Source organism: Azovibrio sp., from assembly GCF_049658005.1.
Taxonomy (GTDB): Bacteria; Pseudomonadota; Gammaproteobacteria; order Burkholderiales; family Rhodocyclaceae; genus Azovibrio.
Genome location: NZ_JBASOH010000050.1, coordinates 45,025 through 62,019, shown reverse-complemented (window position 1 = coordinate 62,019; position 16,995 = coordinate 45,025). Strand labels below are relative to the sequence as shown.

At 60.5% G+C, this 16,995-nt stretch carries 18 protein-coding genes; 16 read left to right on the top strand and 2 right to left on the bottom strand.

Annotated elements, in window-relative coordinates; genetic code table 11:
- The first annotated feature begins 80 nt into the window (after positions 1-80).
- Genes tsf through WBH99_RS05350 form a run of 15 tightly spaced genes read left to right on the top strand, consistent with a single transcriptional unit; the run spans position 81 to position 14,046 of the window.
- The gene (gene tsf, locus WBH99_RS05420) at positions 81-974 is read left to right on the top strand and encodes a translation elongation factor Ts (RefSeq protein WP_424219091.1); all 894 of its coding nucleotides are present in this window, start codon (positions 81-83) and stop codon (positions 972-974) included.
- A 12-nt stretch (positions 975-986) separates the two neighbouring features.
- The gene (gene pyrH / locus WBH99_RS05415) at positions 987-1,703 is read left to right on the top strand and encodes a UMP kinase (protein ID WP_424219090.1); all 717 of its coding nucleotides are present in this window, start codon (positions 987-989) and stop codon (positions 1,701-1,703) included.
- 12 nt (positions 1,704-1,715) lie between these two features.
- On the top strand, positions 1,716-2,273 hold the full coding sequence (frr, locus tag WBH99_RS05410; protein ID WP_424219089.1) for a ribosome recycling factor: 558 nt from the start codon (positions 1,716-1,718) through the stop codon (positions 2,271-2,273).
- An 18-nt stretch (positions 2,274-2,291) separates the two neighbouring features.
- Positions 2,292-3,056, top strand: coding sequence for a polyprenyl diphosphate synthase (uppS, locus tag WBH99_RS05405; protein WP_424219087.1), 765 nt, complete (start codon positions 2,292-2,294; stop codon positions 3,054-3,056).
- Complete coding sequence (locus WBH99_RS05400; RefSeq protein ID WP_424219086.1) at positions 3,049-3,861, top strand: phosphatidate cytidylyltransferase; 813 nt, start codon at positions 3,049-3,051, stop codon at positions 3,859-3,861. Before uppS ends, WBH99_RS05400 begins: the two co-directional genes overlap by 8 nt.
- A 20-nt stretch (positions 3,862-3,881) precedes the next feature.
- Entirely contained in the window at positions 3,882-5,072 is a 1,191-nt protein-coding gene (gene ispC, locus WBH99_RS05395) for a 1-deoxy-D-xylulose-5-phosphate reductoisomerase (RefSeq protein ID WP_424219085.1), read from the top strand.
- The gene (rseP, locus tag WBH99_RS05390) at positions 5,069-6,466 is read left to right on the top strand and encodes an RIP metalloprotease RseP (protein WP_424219084.1); all 1,398 of its coding nucleotides are present in this window, start codon (positions 5,069-5,071) and stop codon (positions 6,464-6,466) included. The genes ispC and rseP overlap by 4 nt, the downstream gene beginning before the upstream one ends.
- A gap of 4 nt (positions 6,467-6,470) precedes the next feature.
- Entirely contained in the window at positions 6,471-8,750 is a 2,280-nt protein-coding gene (gene bamA / locus WBH99_RS05385) for an outer membrane protein assembly factor BamA (protein WP_424219083.1), read from the top strand.
- Positions 8,751-8,762: 12 nt separating this feature from the next.
- The gene (locus tag WBH99_RS05380; protein ID WP_424219082.1) at positions 8,763-9,278 is read left to right on the top strand and encodes an OmpH family outer membrane protein; all 516 of its coding nucleotides are present in this window, start codon (positions 8,763-8,765) and stop codon (positions 9,276-9,278) included.
- Positions 9,278-10,324: a UDP-3-O-(3-hydroxymyristoyl)glucosamine N-acyltransferase gene (lpxD, locus tag WBH99_RS05375; RefSeq protein WP_424219081.1), complete on the top strand. Its 1,047-nt coding sequence runs from the start codon at positions 9,278-9,280 to the stop codon at positions 10,322-10,324. The genes WBH99_RS05380 and lpxD overlap by 1 nt, the downstream gene beginning before the upstream one ends.
- Positions 10,325-10,327: 3 nt before the next feature.
- On the top strand, positions 10,328-10,768 hold the full coding sequence (gene fabZ / locus WBH99_RS05370; protein WP_424219080.1) for a 3-hydroxyacyl-ACP dehydratase FabZ: 441 nt from the start codon (positions 10,328-10,330) through the stop codon (positions 10,766-10,768).
- Positions 10,765-11,544, top strand: coding sequence for an acyl-ACP--UDP-N-acetylglucosamine O-acyltransferase (gene lpxA / locus WBH99_RS05365; protein ID WP_424219079.1), 780 nt, complete (start codon positions 10,765-10,767; stop codon positions 11,542-11,544). Before fabZ ends, lpxA begins: the two co-directional genes overlap by 4 nt.
- A complete protein-coding gene (gene lpxB / locus WBH99_RS05360; protein WP_424219078.1) occupies positions 11,541-12,689 on the top strand; it encodes a lipid-A-disaccharide synthase in 1,149 nt (382 codons plus the stop codon). The genes lpxA and lpxB overlap by 4 nt, the downstream gene beginning before the upstream one ends.
- Positions 12,674-13,264, top strand: a complete 591-nt coding sequence (rnhB, locus tag WBH99_RS05355) for a ribonuclease HII (RefSeq protein WP_424219077.1) — start codon at positions 12,674-12,676, stop codon at positions 13,262-13,264. Before lpxB ends, rnhB begins: the two co-directional genes overlap by 16 nt.
- A complete protein-coding gene (locus tag WBH99_RS05350; RefSeq protein WP_424219076.1) occupies positions 13,264-14,046 on the top strand; it encodes a TrmH family RNA methyltransferase in 783 nt (260 codons plus the stop codon). Before rnhB ends, WBH99_RS05350 begins: the two co-directional genes overlap by 1 nt.
- Positions 14,047-14,049: 3 nt before the next feature.
- Here WBH99_RS05350 and ppsR read toward each other — a convergent pair whose 3' ends face one another.
- Both ppsR and WBH99_RS05340 read right to left on the bottom strand, forming a co-directional pair.
- Positions 14,050-14,865 carry a posphoenolpyruvate synthetase regulatory kinase/phosphorylase PpsR gene (ppsR, locus tag WBH99_RS05345; protein WP_424219075.1) on the bottom strand — a complete coding sequence of 272 codons (816 nt, stop codon included), beginning with the start codon at positions 14,863-14,865 and terminating at the stop codon, positions 14,050-14,052.
- A gap of 36 nt (positions 14,866-14,901) precedes the next feature.
- Entirely contained in the window at positions 14,902-15,402 is a 501-nt protein-coding gene (locus tag WBH99_RS05340; protein WP_424219074.1) for a GNAT family N-acetyltransferase, read from the bottom strand.
- A 127-nt stretch (positions 15,403-15,529) separates the two neighbouring features.
- Between WBH99_RS05340 and WBH99_RS05335 the strand changes: the two genes are divergently transcribed.
- On the top strand, positions 15,530-16,906 hold the full coding sequence (locus WBH99_RS05335) for a sodium-dependent transporter (protein ID WP_424219073.1): 1,377 nt from the start codon (positions 15,530-15,532) through the stop codon (positions 16,904-16,906).
- Positions 16,907-16,995: the final 89 nt, after the last annotated feature.

Here is a 16,995-nt window from a genome sequence, read left to right as displayed (position 1 = left end):
GCTGTCATGGCGAAGCCTGAAGCGGGTCTTTATGCTTCGCCATTCTTGTTTACATTAATTCGATATTCCCGGAGTTGAAGATGGCGGAAATTACCGCAGGCATGGTCAAGGAACTGCGCGAGAAGACTGACGCGCCCATGATGGAATGCAAGAAGGCACTGACTGAAGCTGCTGGCGACATGGCGCGTGCCGAAGAAATTTTGCGCGTCAAGCTGGGCAGCAAGGCCAGCAAGGCCGCGACACGCGTGACGGCTGAAGGGGTGGTCGGCATTTACATTTCCGAGGATGCCAAGCTGGGCGCCATCCTGGAAGTGAACTGCGAAACCGATTTCGTGGCCAAGAACGACGACTTTCTGAATCTGGTGGCGGATTGTGCCAGACTGGTTGCCACCAAGGCTCCCGCCGATGTGGAGGCCCTGTCCGCCCTGCCGCTGGGCGATGGCACCGTGGAATCTACCCGTGCTGCCCTGGTCGGCAAGATCGGCGAAAACATGACCCTCCGCCGCTTCAACCGCATCGAGGCCAAGGGCAAGCTGGTTTCCTACATTCACGGCGGCGCCAGGATCGGCGTGTTGCTGGATCTGGTGGGCGGCGACGAGCAGCTGGGTCGCGACCTGGCCATGCACATTGCGGCCAGCAAACCCAAGTCCCTCGATGCCAGCGGCGTGGATGCCGCCCTGATCGAAGCCGAACGTCGCGTCGCCATCGAAAAGGCCCGGGAGTCCGGCAAGCCGGAAGCCATGCTGGAAAAGATCGCCGAAGGCAGCGTGCAGAAGTTCCTCAAGGAAGTCACCCTGCTCAACCAGGTCTTCGTCAAGGCCGAGGACGGCAAGGAAACCGTGGAGCAGCTCCTGAAGAGGAAGGGAGCCTCGATCGCCGGTTTCGTCCTCTATGTGGTGGGCGAGGGCATCGAGAAGAAGGTGACTGACTTTGCCGCTGAAGTGGCGGCTCAGGCGGCGGCGGCCCAGAAGTAATCAGGAGAAACCATGACCACTCCCAAGTACAAGCGCATCTTGTTGAAGTTGTCCGGTGAGGCCCTGATGGGGAGCGATGCCTACGGCATCAATCCGCAGACCATCAGCACCATCGTCGGCGAGATCAAGGCGGTAGCTGACCTGGGGGTGGAGATTGGTGTGGTGATCGGCGGCGGCAACATCTTCCGGGGCATGGCGGGCACCGCCACCGGCATGGATCGCGCCACCGCCGACTACATGGGCATGCTGGCCACGGTGATGAATGCCATGGCCCTGTCCGATGCCATGCGTCAGGCCGGCTTGAATGGCCGGGTGCAATCGGCGCTGAATATCGAGCAGGTGGTCGAGCCTTACATTCGTGGCAAGGCCATCCGCTATCTGGAAGAGGGCAAGATCGTCATCTTTGGTGCCGGTACCGGCAACCCCTTCTTTACCACCGACACCGCCGCTGCCCTGCGCGGTTCCGAAATCGGTGCCGAGATCGTGCTCAAAGCCACCAAGGTGGATGGCATTTACACGGCGGACCCCAAGAAGGATGCCAACGCCACCCGTTTCGAGCAGATCAGTTTCAACGAAGCCATCGCCAACAATCTGGCGGTGATGGATGCGACCGCTTTTGCCCTGTGCCGGGATCAGAAGCTGCCCATCAATGTCTTTTCGATTTTCAAGCCGGGGGCCCTGAAACGCGTGGTTTGCGGCGAGAACGAAGGAACCCTGGTGTATTGCTGAACGAGGTCAGAGATGATTGCCGAACTCAAGAAAACCACCGAAGGGAAGATGCAGAAATCCATCGACGCCCTCAAGAACGACCTGGCCAAGATCCGGACCGGCCGGGCCCATACCGGGATTCTGGATCATGTCCAGGTGGAGTATTACGGCTCCCTGGTGCCGATCAATCAGGTCGCCAATGTGACCCTGGTCGATGCCCGGACCCTGGGTGTCCAGGTCTGGGAGAAGCCCATGGCCGCCAAGGTGGAGAAGGCCATTCGTGAGTCCGATCTGGGGCTCAATCCTTCTTCCCAGGGCGAGTTGATCCGCATCCCCATGCCGGCCCTGACCGAGGAGCGTCGCCGCGATCTGACCAAGGTGGTGAAGGGCGAGGGGGAAAATGCCAAGGTGGCGATCCGCAACCTGCGCCGGGACGCCAACAATGCCCTCAAGGATGCCGTCAAGAACAAGGAAATCTCCGAGGACGATGAACGTCGTACCCAGGAAGAGATCCAGAAGCTCACCGATAAATACGTGGCCGAAGTCGACAAGATGCTCGCTCAAAAAGAGAGCGAACTGATGGCTGTTTAAGGTCAAGGCAACGTCTGAGTGTCATTTTTCAAAAGTGCAACACGGGATGTACCGGAGCGCCTGCCGGTACCCCGTCATATCGCCATCATCATGGATGGCAATGGCCGTTGGGCCAAGAAACGTTTCCTGCCGCGGGTCGCCGGTCATGTCAAGGGCATCGAATCCGTGCGCGAGATCGTGCGGGCCTGTATCGAACGCGGGGTCGAATATCTGACCCTGTTTGCCTTCAGTTCCGAAAACTGGCGCCGCCCGGAGGAAGAGGTCAGCCTGCTGATGCGGCTGTTTGTCACGGCCCTGCAGCAGGAAGTGGATAAACTCGATCGTAACGGTGTGCGTCTGCGCGTCATCGGTGATTTATCGCGCTTCGACGCCCGCCTGCAGGAACTGATCCACCATGCCGAGGCCGTCACCGCCGGCAATACCCGCCTGCATCTCACCATCGCGGCCAACTACGGGGGGCGCTGGGATATTCTCCAGGCCGTCAACCGGCTCACTGCCGCCGCGTCGGACAAGGCAGGCATCTGGACGGAAACCGATCTGGAACCCTATCTATCCACCCATTTCGCGCCCGAGCCGGATCTGTTCATCCGTACCGGCGGCGAACAACGGGTCAGCAATTTCTTGCTCTGGCAACTCGCCTATGCCGAGCTCTATTTCACGGAAACCCTCTGGCCCGAGTTTGGCGCCAACGCGCTGGGCCTGGCGATCCAGTCCTACCAGGGGCGTGAGCGCCGCTTCGGGCGCACCAGCGAACAACTGACGGATCAATCCGGCAATGCTTGAAGTACGCGTGATCACCGCCTTTCTCATGCTGCTTGTGCTGGTGCCGGCCATGCTCTGGTTGCCGCAAGCGGGCTGGGCCATCCTGATGGCCGCAGTGACGGCCCTGGGGGCCTGGGAATGGGGGGCGCTGGCCGCTTTTTCCGAAGGCGCACGCAAGTGCTACGGCGCTGGCCTCTTTATCCTGATGGTGCTGCTTGTCATGTTCTTTCCTGCCCTGTTGCAGTGGCCTGACGCAGCACTGAGGCCGGCTTTGCTCTGGGTCTATGGCCTGGCGGCGCTGTTCTGGCTGGTGCTGGTCCCCTTCTGGATCCGCCGCCGCTGGAACTGTAAAGGCGCCATCGGCATCTGGCCCGGCCTCATGGTTCTGCTGCCGGCCTGGTTGGCGATTGTCCAGTTCCGTGCCCTGGGGGTGCTGCCCCTGCTGACCGTGCTGAGCATTGCCTGGGTGGCGGATAGCGCCGCTTATTTTTCCGGGCGCGCTTTTGGCAAGCACAAACTGGCTCCCTCGATCAGCCCCGGCAAGACCTGGGAAGGGGTGGCCGGGGCCGTCGCTGGCGTCCTGATCCTGGGTTTTTCCATCGGTCCCCAGGCCGGGGTGGGCGCGCTTGTCTGGGCCCTCATCCTGATGCTGCTGACGGCCGTCAGCGTGCTCGGCGACCTGTTCGAGTCCTTGATGAAACGCCTGGCCGGGATCAAGGACAGCAGCCAGTTGCTGCCGGGGCACGGCGGGATTCTTGACCGCATCGACAGCCTGACGGCCATCCTGCCTGTTTCGGCTTGTTGCCTCCTGTTGATCGCGGCCTGATTCCCATGCGTCAAATTCCCATGCGTCAAATCACCCTTCTCGGTTCAACGGGTTCCATTGGCGAAAACACCCTGGATCTAATCCGGCGTCACCCGCAGCGTTACCGGGCCTTCGCGCTTTGTGCGCACCGCCAATGGGAAAAGCTGCGGGATCAATGCCGTGAATTCCGGCCCGACTTTGCCGTGGTGGGTGATGCGGATCTGGCGGGGCGCCTGCAGTCCACACTCCAGTCCCTGGGCCTCGAAACCCAGGTGCTGCACGGCCCTGAAGCCCTGTGTCAGGTAGCGGCGGCGCCCGAGGCGGATACCGTGATGGCCGCCATCGTCGGGGCAGCCGGCCTGGCGCCTACCCTGGCCGCGGTCGAACAGGGCAAACGGGTGCTATTGGCCAACAAGGAAGCCCTGGTGACCGCCGGGGCGCTGTTCATGGAGGCCGTTGCCCGGCATGGGGCGACGCTGCTGCCGGTCGATAGCGAACACAATGCCATCTTCCAGTCCTTGCCCGCTGGTTTTCGCCCCGGCCTGGCCGAAAGCGGGGTGCGACGCATTCTGCTGACGGCTTCCGGGGGCCCTTTTTGCAATCTGGCGCCGGCAGACCTTGAACATGTCACGCCGGAGCAGGCCTGCGCCCATCCCAACTGGGTCATGGGGCGCAAGATTTCCGTGGATTCCGCCTCCATGATGAACAAAGGCCTGGAATTGATCGAAGCTCGCTGGCTGTTCGGGGTGCCCGGAGAAAAAATTCAGGTGGTCGTACACCCCCAGAGCGTCATTCACTCCCTGGTGGAGTATGTGGATGGTTCCGTGCTGGCCCAACTGGGCAATCCCGACATGCGTACCCCGATTGCCCACGCGCTGGCTTATCCCGAGCGGATCGAGGCAGGCGTTCCTCCCCTGGATCTTTTCCAGATTGCCCGGCTGGATTTCCAGGCACCTGATTTTCAACGGTTTCCCTGTCTGAAATTGGCCTATGAGGCGCTCGCAGCCGGTGGAACGGCCCCTGCCATTCTGAATGCTGCCAATGAGGTGGCCGTGGAAGCATTCCTGAAGCGGCAGCTGACATTCCCCGGAATTGCACGCTTGGTGGCGGCGGTGCTGGAAGCCCTGCCGGTCTCGGCGGCCGATACCCTGGAGCAGGTGAAGGCGGCCGATGCCCTGGCCCGAAGCCGAGCCGGGGAACTGCTCTGCGGCATGAACCGGGGCGGCTCATGAGCGACCTTCCTTTGAGTGACCTTCCTTTTTACCTGGGCGCCTTCATCCTCGTTCTCGGGGTGCTGGTCGTGGTGCACGAGTTCGGCCACTTTGTCGCGGCCCGGCTTTGCGGCGTCAAGATACTGCGGTTTTGTGCAGGTTTCGGACCCATCATCTGGAGTCGCCGGTACGGCCCGGATCAGACCGAGTGGTCGCTCAGCCTTCTGCCCCTGGGGGGCTATGTGCGCATGCTGGACGAGCGGGAAGGGGAGGTCTCGGCTCATGAATTGCACCGGGCCTACAACCGGCAAAGTGTGGGACGGCGCAGTATCATCGTGGTGGCCGGCCCGCTGGCCAATTTCCTGCTCGCCATCCTGATCTACTGGGGATTGTTCTGGCACGGTAGCGAGGAATTGCGCCCCGTACTCGGGCCTCCTGTCGCCGAATCCCCTGCTGCCAGGGCCGGAATTGCCAATGGCGACCGGGTCCTTCGCGTCGACGGAGAAGCGGTACAAACCTGGCAGGACTTCCAGTGGTTGTTATTACACAAGGCCACCCAGCAGAACAGTGTGGAACTGGAACTGCAGCCGCTCGGCGGGGGACGTGTGTTCCGCCATCTTGCCCTCGGCTCCCTGGCCGAACAGGGCTGGGAAAAGGATGCCTTTGCCAGCCTGGGCCTGCGTTTTTACCGTCCCGCCATTTTGCCGGTGGTGGGCGGGATTCAGGCCGGCAGTCCCGGGGCGGCGGCAAGATTGCAGGCCGGCGATATTTTTGTTGCCATCGATCAAAAACCGATAGCGACCTGGGATGAGGTGGTGGAGGCCATCCGGCAATCTCCGGGCCAGGCCATGATGTTTGACATGTTGCGGGGAGCCAACCGCTTCCAGGTGCAAATCACGCCGCAGGTCATCGAAGAACAGGGCTTGCGCATCGGGCGGATCGGGGTTTCCGTAGCGGAGGCGAGCCTGGAGGGACAGCCGGAGATCAAGGGGTTCGTTCGCTATGGCTGCCTCGACGCAGCGCTCCGTGCCGTGCGGGAAACCTGGGACAAATCCGTCTTCAGCCTGGTGATGTTCGGCAAGATGCTGACCGGCGAAGCTTCCTGGAAAAACCTCTCCGGCCCGGTCACCATTGCCGACTACGCAGGCCAGTCCGCCAGGCTGGGGCTGGACTATTACCTCAAATTCATGGCCCTCGTGAGTATCAGTCTCGGCATCCTCAACCTGCTGCCCATCCCCGTATTGGATGGAGGGCATTTGATGTATCATGCTCTCGAAGTCATCAAGGGGGGTCCGCTCTCTGAACGGGTCATGGCGTGGGGGCAGCAAATCGGCCTCACCCTGCTGTTTACCCTGATGGCTTTCGCTTTTTTCAATGATTTGAGTCGCCTGCTGGGTCCCCTCTTAAACGGCTGAGTGAATGAATAACAAAATTTGCGCGGTTCTGCTTGCAAGCGTGCTGTCTGCCTCAGCCTTTGCTTTCGAACCATTTGCCATCAAGGACATCAGGGTTGAAGGTATTCAGCGTACCGAAGCCGGGACGGTGTTTTCCTATCTGCCAGTCCGGGTAGGCGACACGATGACCGAAGAAAAAGCCTCGCAGGCCATCAAGTCACTGTTTTCCACCGGCTTCTTCAAGGATGTCCGGGTCGAAGTCGAGGGCGACGTGCTGGTCGTCGTGGTGCAGGAGCGTCCCGCCATCGCCAAGATCGACTTCATCGGCATGAAGGAATTTGAAAAGGATCAGATTCTCAAGGCCATGAAAGACATGGGGATCGCGGAAACCCAGATTTTTGACCGGGCGCTGCTCGATCGCGCCGAGCAGGAATTGAAGCGCCAGTATCTTTCCAAAGGCAAGTATGGTGTGCAGATCACCACCACGGTGACGCCCCTGGAGCGCAACCGTGTGGGTATCAACTTCAATATCAATGAAGGGGATGCGGCCAGGATCAAGTCGATCAACATCGTGGGCGCGCAGGCCTTTCGCGAATCTGATTTGCTGAAACTGTTCGAACAGACAACACCCGGCTGGCTGACCTGGTATACCAAAAATGACCAATACTCCCGGCAAAAGCTTTCGGCCGATCTGGAAAAGCTGCGTTCGTATTACATGAACCGGGGTTACATGGAATTCGCGGTCGACTCCACCCAGGTCAGCATTTCACCGGACAAGCAGGATATTTACATTACGATCAATATTACGGAAGGGGATCGTTACCAGATTTCCTCGATAAAACTGGCGGGCGACCTGGTCTTGCCGGAAGACGAGATACGTCGTCTCGTTCCCTTGAAACCCGGGCAGGTTTTTTCCCGGGATGAATTGAATAACACGACCAAAAAAATTGCGGACCGCTTGAGCGATCAGGGTTATGCGTTTGCCAATGTCAATGCATCTCCTGAAATGGACAAGGAAAAGAAACAGGTTGCCTTCACCATTTTTGTCGATCCGGGCAAACGGGTTTATGTGCGCCGGGTCAATGTAACCGGCAATACCCGTACCCGGGATGAGGTGATTCGTCGAGAAATGCGGCAAATGGAAGGCGGTTGGTATAACGCCGAAAAGGTGACCCTCTCCAGGCAACGGGTCGACAAGCTCGGCTACTTCACCGACGTGACGGTGGAGACGCCGCCCGTACCTGGAACGGCGGATCAGGTCGATGTGAATCTGAATGTCGTCGAAAAGCCGACCGGCAACGTCATGCTCGGGGCAGGTTTTTCGCAGTCAGAAAAAGTCATGCTGTCCGGTTCCGTTTCGCAGAATAATATTTTCGGCAGTGGCAAGCATCTGGCCCTGGGGCTCAATACCAGCAGGATCAATCGCAATCTCTCCTTGTCTTTTACCGACCCCTATTTCACGATGGACGGGATCAGTCAGGGGTTTGATGTCTATCACCGCACCGTCGACCCGACTTCGCTGGATGTGGGTCAGTACAAGACGGCCTCGACCGGTGCGGGCATTCGCTTTGGCTTCCCGATTTCCGAGCACGAGTCCATCGGCGTCGGCTTGACGTTTGACTATACCAAAACCGAAGTTTTCTCCGATAGTCCACAGCGTTATATCGATTTCGTCAATAAATTCGGGGAGTCGAATCTTGCCTTTCCGTTGACCATGAACTGGACCAGCGATGGCAAGGATAGTTATATTTTCCCCACGACCGGTGTTTATCAGCGCGCGGCGCTTGAAGTAGCGCTGCCTGGCGGGGATTTGAAGTACTGGAAATTGAATTATCAATATCAGCGCTTCTTTGCCCTATCCAAAACCTTTACCCTGATGATCAACGGCGACGTGGGCATCGGCGACGGTTATGGTGGTCAGGATGAACTCCCCTTCTATAAAAACTACTATGTCGGCGGTATCAACTCGGTCCGGGGCTATGCCTCAGCCAGCCTCGGGCCCGTGGATGCCAAATATCCGGATGAACGGCTGGGGGGACACCGCAAATTGGTAGGCAATGCCGAACTGCTCTGGGGGCTTCCTGGCTATGACAAGACATTGCGTCTGGGCTGGTTCTTCGACATGGGCCAGGTTTTTGGCAAGGGCCAGAAGATCAGCACAGAAGCGATCAGGGCTTCCACCGGGCTTTCCCTGGCCTGGATTTCCCCGGTTGGGCCGCTCAAGTTCAGTATCGCCGCGCCTCTCAATGACAAGCCGGGCGATGACACTGAAACCTTCCAGTTCCAACTGGGTTCCACTTTTTGATGCAGGAGAGCAATGTTGAATACCAAATCCGTTCTTGCCGCTAGTATCTGCGCCGCTTTCACCCTTCTGGCAGTACCGCTTGCCCAAGCTGCCGAATTGAAAGTAGGTTATGTGGATACCCAGCGTATCTTCCGCAATGCCCCTTCCGCCATCAAGGCGGCCAAGGAAATCGAAGCCGAATTCTCCAAGCGTGACCAGGAACTGCAGCGCATGGCGAAGCAGCTCCAGGGCATGCAGGAAAACATGGAGAAAAATTCGGTCACCCTGTCCGAAACCGAGCGACGCAACAAGGAACGCGAGTTCTCCGAGCTTTCCCGTGAATTCCAGCGCAAGCAGCGGGAGTTCCGCGAGGATCTGAATCTGCGCCAGAATGAAGCCAATGCCGCGATTATCGAGAAGGCCAACCGGGCCATCAAACAGATCGCCGACAGCCAGAAGTACGACCTGATCCTCCAGGATGTGGTCTGGGTCAGTCCGAAACTGGACATCACCGATCAGGTGGTCAAGGCACTCTCGGAAAGCAAGTGATGCATCCGGACGCGAGCGGAGCGGCTTACACGCTCGCGGCTATTGTGGACCGCCTGGGCGGTGAACTGCGGGGTGACGGAAGCGTCATCATCTCCCAGGTGGGCACCCTGCAGGGGGCTGGGACCGGCCAGATCAGCTTTCTGGCCAATCCGAAATATCGCAAACATCTCCAGCACTGCCGGGCTTCTGCGGTCATCCTGACGCCGGACATGGCACAGGATGCGCCTGCTGCCGCCATTCTTACGCCCAAACCCTATGTGTATTACGCCCGGGTGGCAGCCCTGCTGAATCCGGTGCAGCGCCTGGGCGCCGGGGTGCATGCCCAGGCCTGCGCCGAATCTCCCATTCCGGCTTCCTGCCACCTGGGGCCTGGGGCGTATGTGGGGCCTGGCGTCGTGTTGGGCGAAGGCGTGGAAATCCGCGCCAATGCCGTCATCGGAGCTGGCGCCTCGATCGGTGCGGGCAGCATCATTCATCCTGGTGCCGTCATTTACCCGGGGTGTCAGCTGGGTGAGCAGTGCATCGTCCACAGCGGTGCCGTCATCGGGGCCGATGGTTTCGGTTTTGCGCCGGAAGCGGGCCAGTGGCTGAAAATTCCCCAGATCGGCCAGGTTGTCATCGGCAACAACGTGGAAATCGGCGCCAATACCAGCATCGACCGGGGAGCCCTGGAAGATACGGTCATCGGCGATGGCTGCAAGCTCGACAACCAGATCCAGATCGGCCACAACTGCGTCATTGGCGAGCATACGGTGATCGCCGGCTGTGTCGGCATTGCCGGAAGCACGAAGATCGGCCATCACTGCGCCCTTGGCGGCGCCGCCATGATCCTCGGGCATCTGGAGATTGCGCCCGGTACCGAGATTTCCCCGGGCACCATGGTGATGAAGAGTCTCACCAACGGGGGCAAGTACACCGCCCTTTATCCTCTGGACACCCACGACAAGTGGCTCCAGAGTGCCGCCCAGTTGAAACACCTGGGACAACTGGCCCAGCGAGTCCGCGAACTCGAAAAGAAACTTGAAGAACTAGAGATCAAGAGCTGAAAAATGGATATACATCAAATTCTGGAATACCTGCCCCACCGCTATCCGTTCCTGCTGGTGGACCGGGTGGTCGAAGTCACGCCGGGTAAATCCATTCATGCTTACAAGAACGTCAGCATCAACGAGCCTTTCTTTCAGGGGCATTTTCCCCATCACCCCGTGATGCCTGGCGTGTTGATCGTGGAAGCCCTGGCCCAGGCGGCCGGCATCCTTTCCTTCAAGACCATGGGCGAAATGCCCAGCGATGACTCGGTGTTCTATTTTGTCGGCATCGACAACACCCGCTTCAAGCGCCCGGTGATACCGGGGGATCAACTACACCTGCATGTGGAGATCAAACGTCTGATGCGCGGCATCTGGAAGTACCAGGCCGAGGCCCGGGTCGATGGCGAACTGGCCGCCGAAGCCAATCTGATGTGCGCCAAGCGGAATATCGCCAAGTGAGTGCAAGGATTCATCCTACCGCCGTGGTTCATCCGGGTGCCAGAATCGGCGCCGGGGTCGAGATCGGCCCCTACACCCTCATCGGTGAGCATGTGGAAATCGGCGATCAGACGGTCATTGCTTCCCATGTGGTGATCTGCGGCCATACCCGCATTGGCCGGGAAAACCGGATTTTCCAGTTCTCCTCCCTGGGCGAGGTGCCCCAGGACAAGAAATACGCCGGCGAGCCCACCCGTCTGGAAATCGGCGACCGCAACACCATCCGCGAGTTCTGTACCTTCAATCTGGGCACGATCCAGGATGCGGGCGTCACCCGCATCGGCAACGATAACTGGATCATGGCCTATGTGCATATCGCCCATGACTGCCAGGTCGGCAACCACACCACTTTTGCCAACAATGCCCAGCTCGCCGGGCATGTCCATGTGGATGACTGGGCCATCCTGGGGGGCTACACCGGGGTGCACCAGTTTTGCCACATCGGCGCCCATGTGATGACCGCCGTTGGCACCGTGGTGCTGCAGGATGTGCCACCATACCTGATGGCCGCCGGCAATACCGCAGCTCCCTATGGCATCAATGTGGAAGGTCTGAAGCGGCGCGGTTTTACTGCCGACTCCATCGCCGCCCTGAAGCGAGCCTACCGCACCTTGTACAAATCCGGTCTGATGCTGGAAGAGGCCAGGGCCAAGCTGGCCGAAGCCGCGAAAGAGCAGCCTGACGTGCAGATGTTTGTCGATTTCCTCGAAGTCTCCAGGCGCGGCATCATTCGATGAAGCGTGCTCCCCGCATCGCTATCGTGGCGGGCGAGGCTTCGGGAGACCTGCTGGCCAGCCACCTGATTGCCGCCCTCAAGGCCCGCCTCCCTGATGCCACCTTCTGTGGCATCGGTGGCCCCAGGATGTCGGCCCTGGGTTTCGACGCCTGGTGGCCGATGGAAAAGCTGGCAGTCATGGGCTATGTGGAAGTCCTGAAGCGCTACCGGGAAATTTCCGCCATTCGCAGTCAGCTCAAGACCCGCCTGCTGCAGAACCCACCCGATATCTTCATCGGAGTCGATGCGCCCGACTTCAACCTGGGCCTGGAAGCCGACCTGAAAGCCAGATGCATCACCACCCTCCATTACGTCAGTCCTTCCATCTGGGCCTGGCGCGGCAAACGCATCCACAAGATCGCCAAGGCGGTAAATCGGGTCCTGGCCCTGTTCCCCATGGAGCCCCCCCTCTATGAAAAGGCCGGTATTCCGGTGACTTACGTCGGGCATCCCATGGCGGATCAGATTCCCCTGCACACGGACAAGAAGGAAGCACGAGCGAAGCTCAATCTGCCCTTGGCTGGCCCCATCTACGCCCTCCTGCCCGGCAGCCGCCAGTCGGAACTGGAATACATGGCCGGGACCTTCGTGCAGACCGCCAGGCTGATCCATCAGAGCCAGCCCCAGGCCATCTTCCTGGTGCCCCTGACCACCCGGGAAACCCGGATCCAGTTCGAAACAGCCATCTACCAGCATGAAGCGGCGAACCTGCCTTTCCGGCTCCTGTTCGGACACGCCCAGGACGCCATGGGGGCCGCCGACGTGGTGCTGGTGGCGAGCGGAACCGCCACTCTCGAAGCCGCGCTGGTGAAGCGCCCGATGGTCATTACCTACAAGCTCGCCCCCGCCTCCTACCGGATCATGAAGCGCAAGGGCTATCTGCCCTATGTGGGCTTGCCCAACATCCTGGCGGGCCGCTTCCTGGTGCCGGAGCTGCTCCAGGACGATGCCACGCCGGAAAACCTGGCCCAGGCCCTCCTCAATCTGGAAGGGGATCAGCGGATTGCCACTTTCCTGGAGCGGGCCTTTACCGACATCCACCATCAGTTGCAGCAGAACACCGCCGAGAAGGCGGCGACGGCAGTCATCGAATGTCTGCTGGCCTGATTCTCCTGCCCGGCGACGTCTGCGGCATCGACGAGGCGGGGCGGGGGCCCCTGGCCGGGCCGGTGGTGGCGGCTGCCGTGATCCTGGACCCGGCCAGTCCCATTGTCGGCCTCGACGATTCCAAGAAGCTCCCGGAAAAGCGCCGCAATTTGCTGGCCGTGGAAATCCGTGCCAAGGCCCTGGCCTGGTGTGTGGCCGCCGCCAGCGCCGAGGAAATCGACCGGATCAACATCCTCCAGGCCACCTTCCTGGCCATGCAGCGGGCCGTGGCCGGCTTGAGCCTGGCGCCAGTCCGGGCGGTGGTGGATGGCAACCGCGGCCCCAGGCTGGATATTCCCGTGGAAGCAGTGGTCCAGGGCGATGGCAAGATTGCCGCCATCGCCGCCGCCTCGATCCTGGCCAAGACCGTGCGGGATGCCGGCATGGTGAAATTGCACCTGCAATATCCCCAGTATGGTTTCGACCGGCACAAGGGCTATCCCACCGCCGCGCATCTTGCCGCCCTCCAGGCCCACGGCCCCTGTCCCGAGCACCGGCGCAGTTTTGGCCCCGTGGCCAAGCTGGGCCTGATCTGATGATGAAAGTCATCCGTTCCCGGGACAATCCGGCCTACAAGGCCTGGAAAAATCTGGCCCGATCCGGCCGGGAGCGCAAAAAGGCCGGCGCCACCCTGCTCGAAGGCATGCACCTGCTCACCGCCTGGCAAGCCCGGCATGGCTTGCCGCAAACGGTGCTGGTGGGAGATCAGGGTAGGGCGCGGCCAGAAATTGCGGACTGGCTGACAGCCAACCCCACCGCCGAAGTGGTGTGCTTGCCTGACAAGCTGCTGGCGGAACTGGCGGATACGGAAACCCCGAGCGGCATTCTGGCGGAGGTGGTCATTCCCGGGCCGGATCAGTCCCCTGCCCACGACAAGGATTGCGTGCTGCTCGATGGCATCCAGGACCCGGGCAATCTGGGTACCTTGCTGCGCACCGCTGCCGCCGCAGGTTTCAGCCAGGTGCTGCTCTCGCCCGACAGCGTGGGCGCCTGGTCCCCCAAGGTGTTGCGCGCCGGGCAGGGCGCCCATTTTCTGCTGGATCTTCACGAAGGCCAGGATCTGCCCGGTTTTCTGGCGAGCTACCGCGGCACTTCCCTGGCTACCTGCCTGGAAGGCGCCACCTCCCTGTATGCGGCCGAGTGGCAAGGGCCTCTGGCCTGGATATTCGGCGCGGAGGGAACAGGGGTGCGGCCGAAAACCCTGGCCCAGGCCCGGCACCGCATCACCATCCCCATGCCAGGTGCGGTGGAATCCCTGAACGTGGGTGCCGCCGCCGCCATCTGCCTGTTCGAGACCGTGCGGCGCCGGCAGGCCTGACCGCTATCTGAGCTGCAGTTCTTCGAGTACCGTGGTGGCAATTTCCTCGATGGATTTGCTGGAGGAATCCAGCCAGCGGATGCCTTCCCGTTTCATCATTTTTTCAGCCTCGCCCACTTCATGGCGACAGTTGGCAAGGTCTGCATAGCGGCTGTTGGGACGCCGCTCTTCACGAATCTGAGCCAGCCGCTCGGGCTGGATGGTGAGACCAAACAGCTTGCGGCGATGTTTTTCCAGGGTCCCGGGCAGTTTGCCGCGCTCGAAATCCTCGGGAATCAGGGGAAAATTGGCCGCTTTCAGGCCGAACTGCATGGCCAGATACAGGGAAGTTGGCGTCTTGCCGCAGCGCGAAACCCCCACCAGCACCACATCCGCTTCTTCCAGATCCTGGTCGGTGATCCCGTCATCGTGGGCCAGGGTGTAATTGATGGCCTCGATCCGTTTCTTGTAATCGGAACTATCGGTGGTGCCGTGGGTCCGCCCCACGGTGTGGCTGGATTTGACCCCCAGTTCGGTTTCAAGGGGAGAGAGGAAGGTCTCGAAATAGGAAAGGGAATAGGCGTCGGCCTGATGCACGATTGCCGCGACCCTGGGATTGATCAGGGTGGTAAACACAATCGGGCGGATCCCATCGGCCTCACTCCTGGCATTGATGCGGGCGACCACCTCCCGCGCCTTATCCTCGCTATCGATGAAGGGAATGCGGATCTGGGTGAATTTCACCCCCTCGAACTGGGAAAGCAGGCTATGTCCCAGGGCTTCGACAGTGATGCCGGTGCCGTCGGAAACAAAGAACACGGTGCGATTGAGGATGAGCATGAGGGCCTGCAGCAGGTGATGAAAAAAGGCCTGATTTTATCCCAGCAGGGATTGATACATATAGCGGGCCCCTTGACCGTAGCTGTCCAGGGATTTCTCCAGGCTGCCGCAGCAAAAGCCATGCGCCTGCCAGAAAGACCGGGAATCCTGCACGGCAATCAAGGTGGCCCAGGCCAGGTTCTGGTGGCGCCCCCAGTTCAGGCCAGTAGCCACGAGCTGGCCGGCCAGCCCCAGGCCCCGGGACCAGGGGGCCACGGCCATGTCGTGCAGATGCAGAGCATCGGCGCCGGCGACCGCAGCATCGCAATCATTCAAGGGCGGCGGATGAAGGTACCGGGCTGGTTGCGCAAATAGATAGGCCAGCAGACCCCGCTCTCCCTGAATCACCCAGTTACTGTCGGGAAAGCGTTCGAGTTTGCTGGAAAAAACCGTTAGGGACTCGTGCAAATCCGGTGTATAAGCCAGTCTTTGCACGCCCAGCACCGCTTCCAGATCCTGGCTGGCCATGGGGCGCAGCAGATAGGCAAGCTGTTTCATGGTCGTCCATTCTACGAAAAACCGGCGATCGCCGCCCGGCCGACGTTCAGCCCGATGTCCGGCCCGATGTCCGTGGCGGCAAGCCTTTGATTTTTGAGATCACCTTACCGCCATCGTGCCAAATCGCATGAGCCAGACCGCCAACTTTCAACGCTCCACCTGGAGCAGCCGCTGGGCCTTCATTCTGGTCACCATTGGTTCCGCCGTTGGGCTGGGGAATATCTGGAAGTTTCCTTACATGGCCGGCTCTCAGGGAGGGAGCGCCTTTGTCCTGGTGTATCTGGTCTGCGTGCTCCTGATCGGTCTGCCCTTGTTGATGGCAGAGATCATGATCGGCAGGCGGGGCAGGGGCAATCCGGTTTCCGCCATGCTCAAGGTCGCCGAAGAAGGCGGCCGTTGTTCCGGGTGGGGGCTGGTAGGCTGGGTCGGGATCGTCGGCGCCCTGCTGATCCTTTCCTTTTACAGCGTGGTGGCGGGCTGGATTGTCGATTATCTGTTCAAGGCATTGTCCGGTCTGCGCCTGGAAAATGCTGAGGCGGCAGCAAACCGCTTCAAAGCCTTGCTGGCCGATCCCCTGCAGATGATGCTCTGTCACACCCTCTTTCTGGCCCTGACGGTGGGAGTGGTGGCCCGTGGGGTCATCGCCGGGATCGAGGTCGCGAACCGGATCATGATGCCCGGCCTGTTCCTGATCCTGGCCTTGCTGACCGTTTGGGGCGGCATTGCCGGAGACATGCCGGCGGCCTGGGATTTCATGTTTGCCTTCAAGCCGGAAGCCATTACCCCCGCCGTCATTCTGGCGGCGGTAGGTCATGCCTTCTTTTCCCTGAGCCTGGGCATGGGGGCGATCATGGCCTATGGCTCCTATCTCGACCGGCAGTCCAGCATCGCCGGTACCAGCCTCTGGGTCGCCCTGGCCGGCACCCTGGTGGGCGTACTGGCCGGGCTGGCGATCTTTTCCCTTACCTTTGCCTACGGGCTGGAACCTGCCGCCGGCCCCGGCCTGATTTTGCAGGCCCTGCCCCTGGCTTTTTCCCATATGCCGGGCGGGCAGTGGTTTGGAGTTTTCTTCTTTCTCCTGGTGCTCTTTGCCGCCTGGACCTCGGCCATTTCCCTGCTTGAACCCTTTGTGGCCTGGCTGACCGAACGCATGCGGCTGCGCCGTCCGGTGGCAGCCTGGGGAACCGGACTGGCGGTCTGGTGGCTGGGCATCGGCGTTTGTCTTTCCTTCAATCGCTGGTCCGGGCATACCCTGTTTGGCCTCAATCTTTTTGAACTACTGGACTTCATGACCAGCCGCATCATGATGCCCCTCTCCGGCTTGGCCATTGCCATTTTTGTGGGCTGGATCATGACCCGGGCGCAGGTGCTGGATGAAATGCAACTGTCGGGCCTGCCTTTCAAGGCCTGGTACCTGGTGTTGCGCTATCTGGCCCCGCTGGGCATCCTGCTGGTATTTGCGCACGCCCTGGGTTGGCTGGCTTGGCTGGGTTGGCTGGCTTGAAAAATGACTTGAGGATGGGCAGAAACAGCATGGACGAGTGGGCACTTCCCTGGGGAAATGGCGCCGCGGGCTGGGCGCATTCCAGCCTG

What these genes read in the sequence shown, in the direction of transcription:
- rseP (WP_424219084.1), top strand. Translation starts at nt 5,069, where the DNA reads ATGAGCGACCTTCCTTTGAGTGACCTTCCTTTTTACCTGGGCGCCTTC.
- fabZ (WP_424219080.1), top strand. Translation starts at nt 10,328, where the DNA reads ATGGATATACATCAAATTCTGGAATACCTGCCCCACCGCTATCCGTTC.
- frr (WP_424219089.1), top strand. Translation starts at nt 1,716, where the DNA reads ATGATTGCCGAACTCAAGAAAACCACCGAAGGGAAGATGCAGAAATCC.
- WBH99_RS05335 (WP_424219073.1), top strand. Translation starts at nt 15,530, where the DNA reads ATGAGCCAGACCGCCAACTTTCAACGCTCCACCTGGAGCAGCCGCTGG.
- ispC (WP_424219085.1), top strand. Translation starts at nt 3,882, where the DNA reads ATGCGTCAAATCACCCTTCTCGGTTCAACGGGTTCCATTGGCGAAAAC.
- lpxB (WP_424219078.1), top strand. Translation starts at nt 11,541, where the DNA reads ATGAAGCGTGCTCCCCGCATCGCTATCGTGGCGGGCGAGGCTTCGGGA.
- ppsR (WP_424219075.1), bottom strand. Translation starts at nt 14,865, where the DNA reads ATGCTCATCCTCAATCGCACCGTGTTCTTTGTTTCCGACGGCACCGGC.
- bamA (WP_424219083.1), top strand. Translation starts at nt 6,471, where the DNA reads ATGAATAACAAAATTTGCGCGGTTCTGCTTGCAAGCGTGCTGTCTGCC.
- WBH99_RS05350 (WP_424219076.1), top strand. Translation starts at nt 13,264, where the DNA reads ATGATGAAAGTCATCCGTTCCCGGGACAATCCGGCCTACAAGGCCTGG.
- lpxD (WP_424219081.1), top strand. Translation starts at nt 9,278, where the DNA reads ATGCATCCGGACGCGAGCGGAGCGGCTTACACGCTCGCGGCTATTGTG.
- WBH99_RS05340 (WP_424219074.1), bottom strand. Translation starts at nt 15,402, where the DNA reads ATGAAACAGCTTGCCTATCTGCTGCGCCCCATGGCCAGCCAGGATCTG.
- WBH99_RS05380 (WP_424219082.1), top strand. Translation starts at nt 8,763, where the DNA reads ATGTTGAATACCAAATCCGTTCTTGCCGCTAGTATCTGCGCCGCTTTC.
- WBH99_RS05400 (WP_424219086.1), top strand. Translation starts at nt 3,049, where the DNA reads ATGCTTGAAGTACGCGTGATCACCGCCTTTCTCATGCTGCTTGTGCTG.
- pyrH (WP_424219090.1), top strand. Translation starts at nt 987, where the DNA reads ATGACCACTCCCAAGTACAAGCGCATCTTGTTGAAGTTGTCCGGTGAG.
- tsf (WP_424219091.1), top strand. Translation starts at nt 81, where the DNA reads ATGGCGGAAATTACCGCAGGCATGGTCAAGGAACTGCGCGAGAAGACT.
- rnhB (WP_424219077.1), top strand. Translation starts at nt 12,674, where the DNA reads ATGTCTGCTGGCCTGATTCTCCTGCCCGGCGACGTCTGCGGCATCGAC.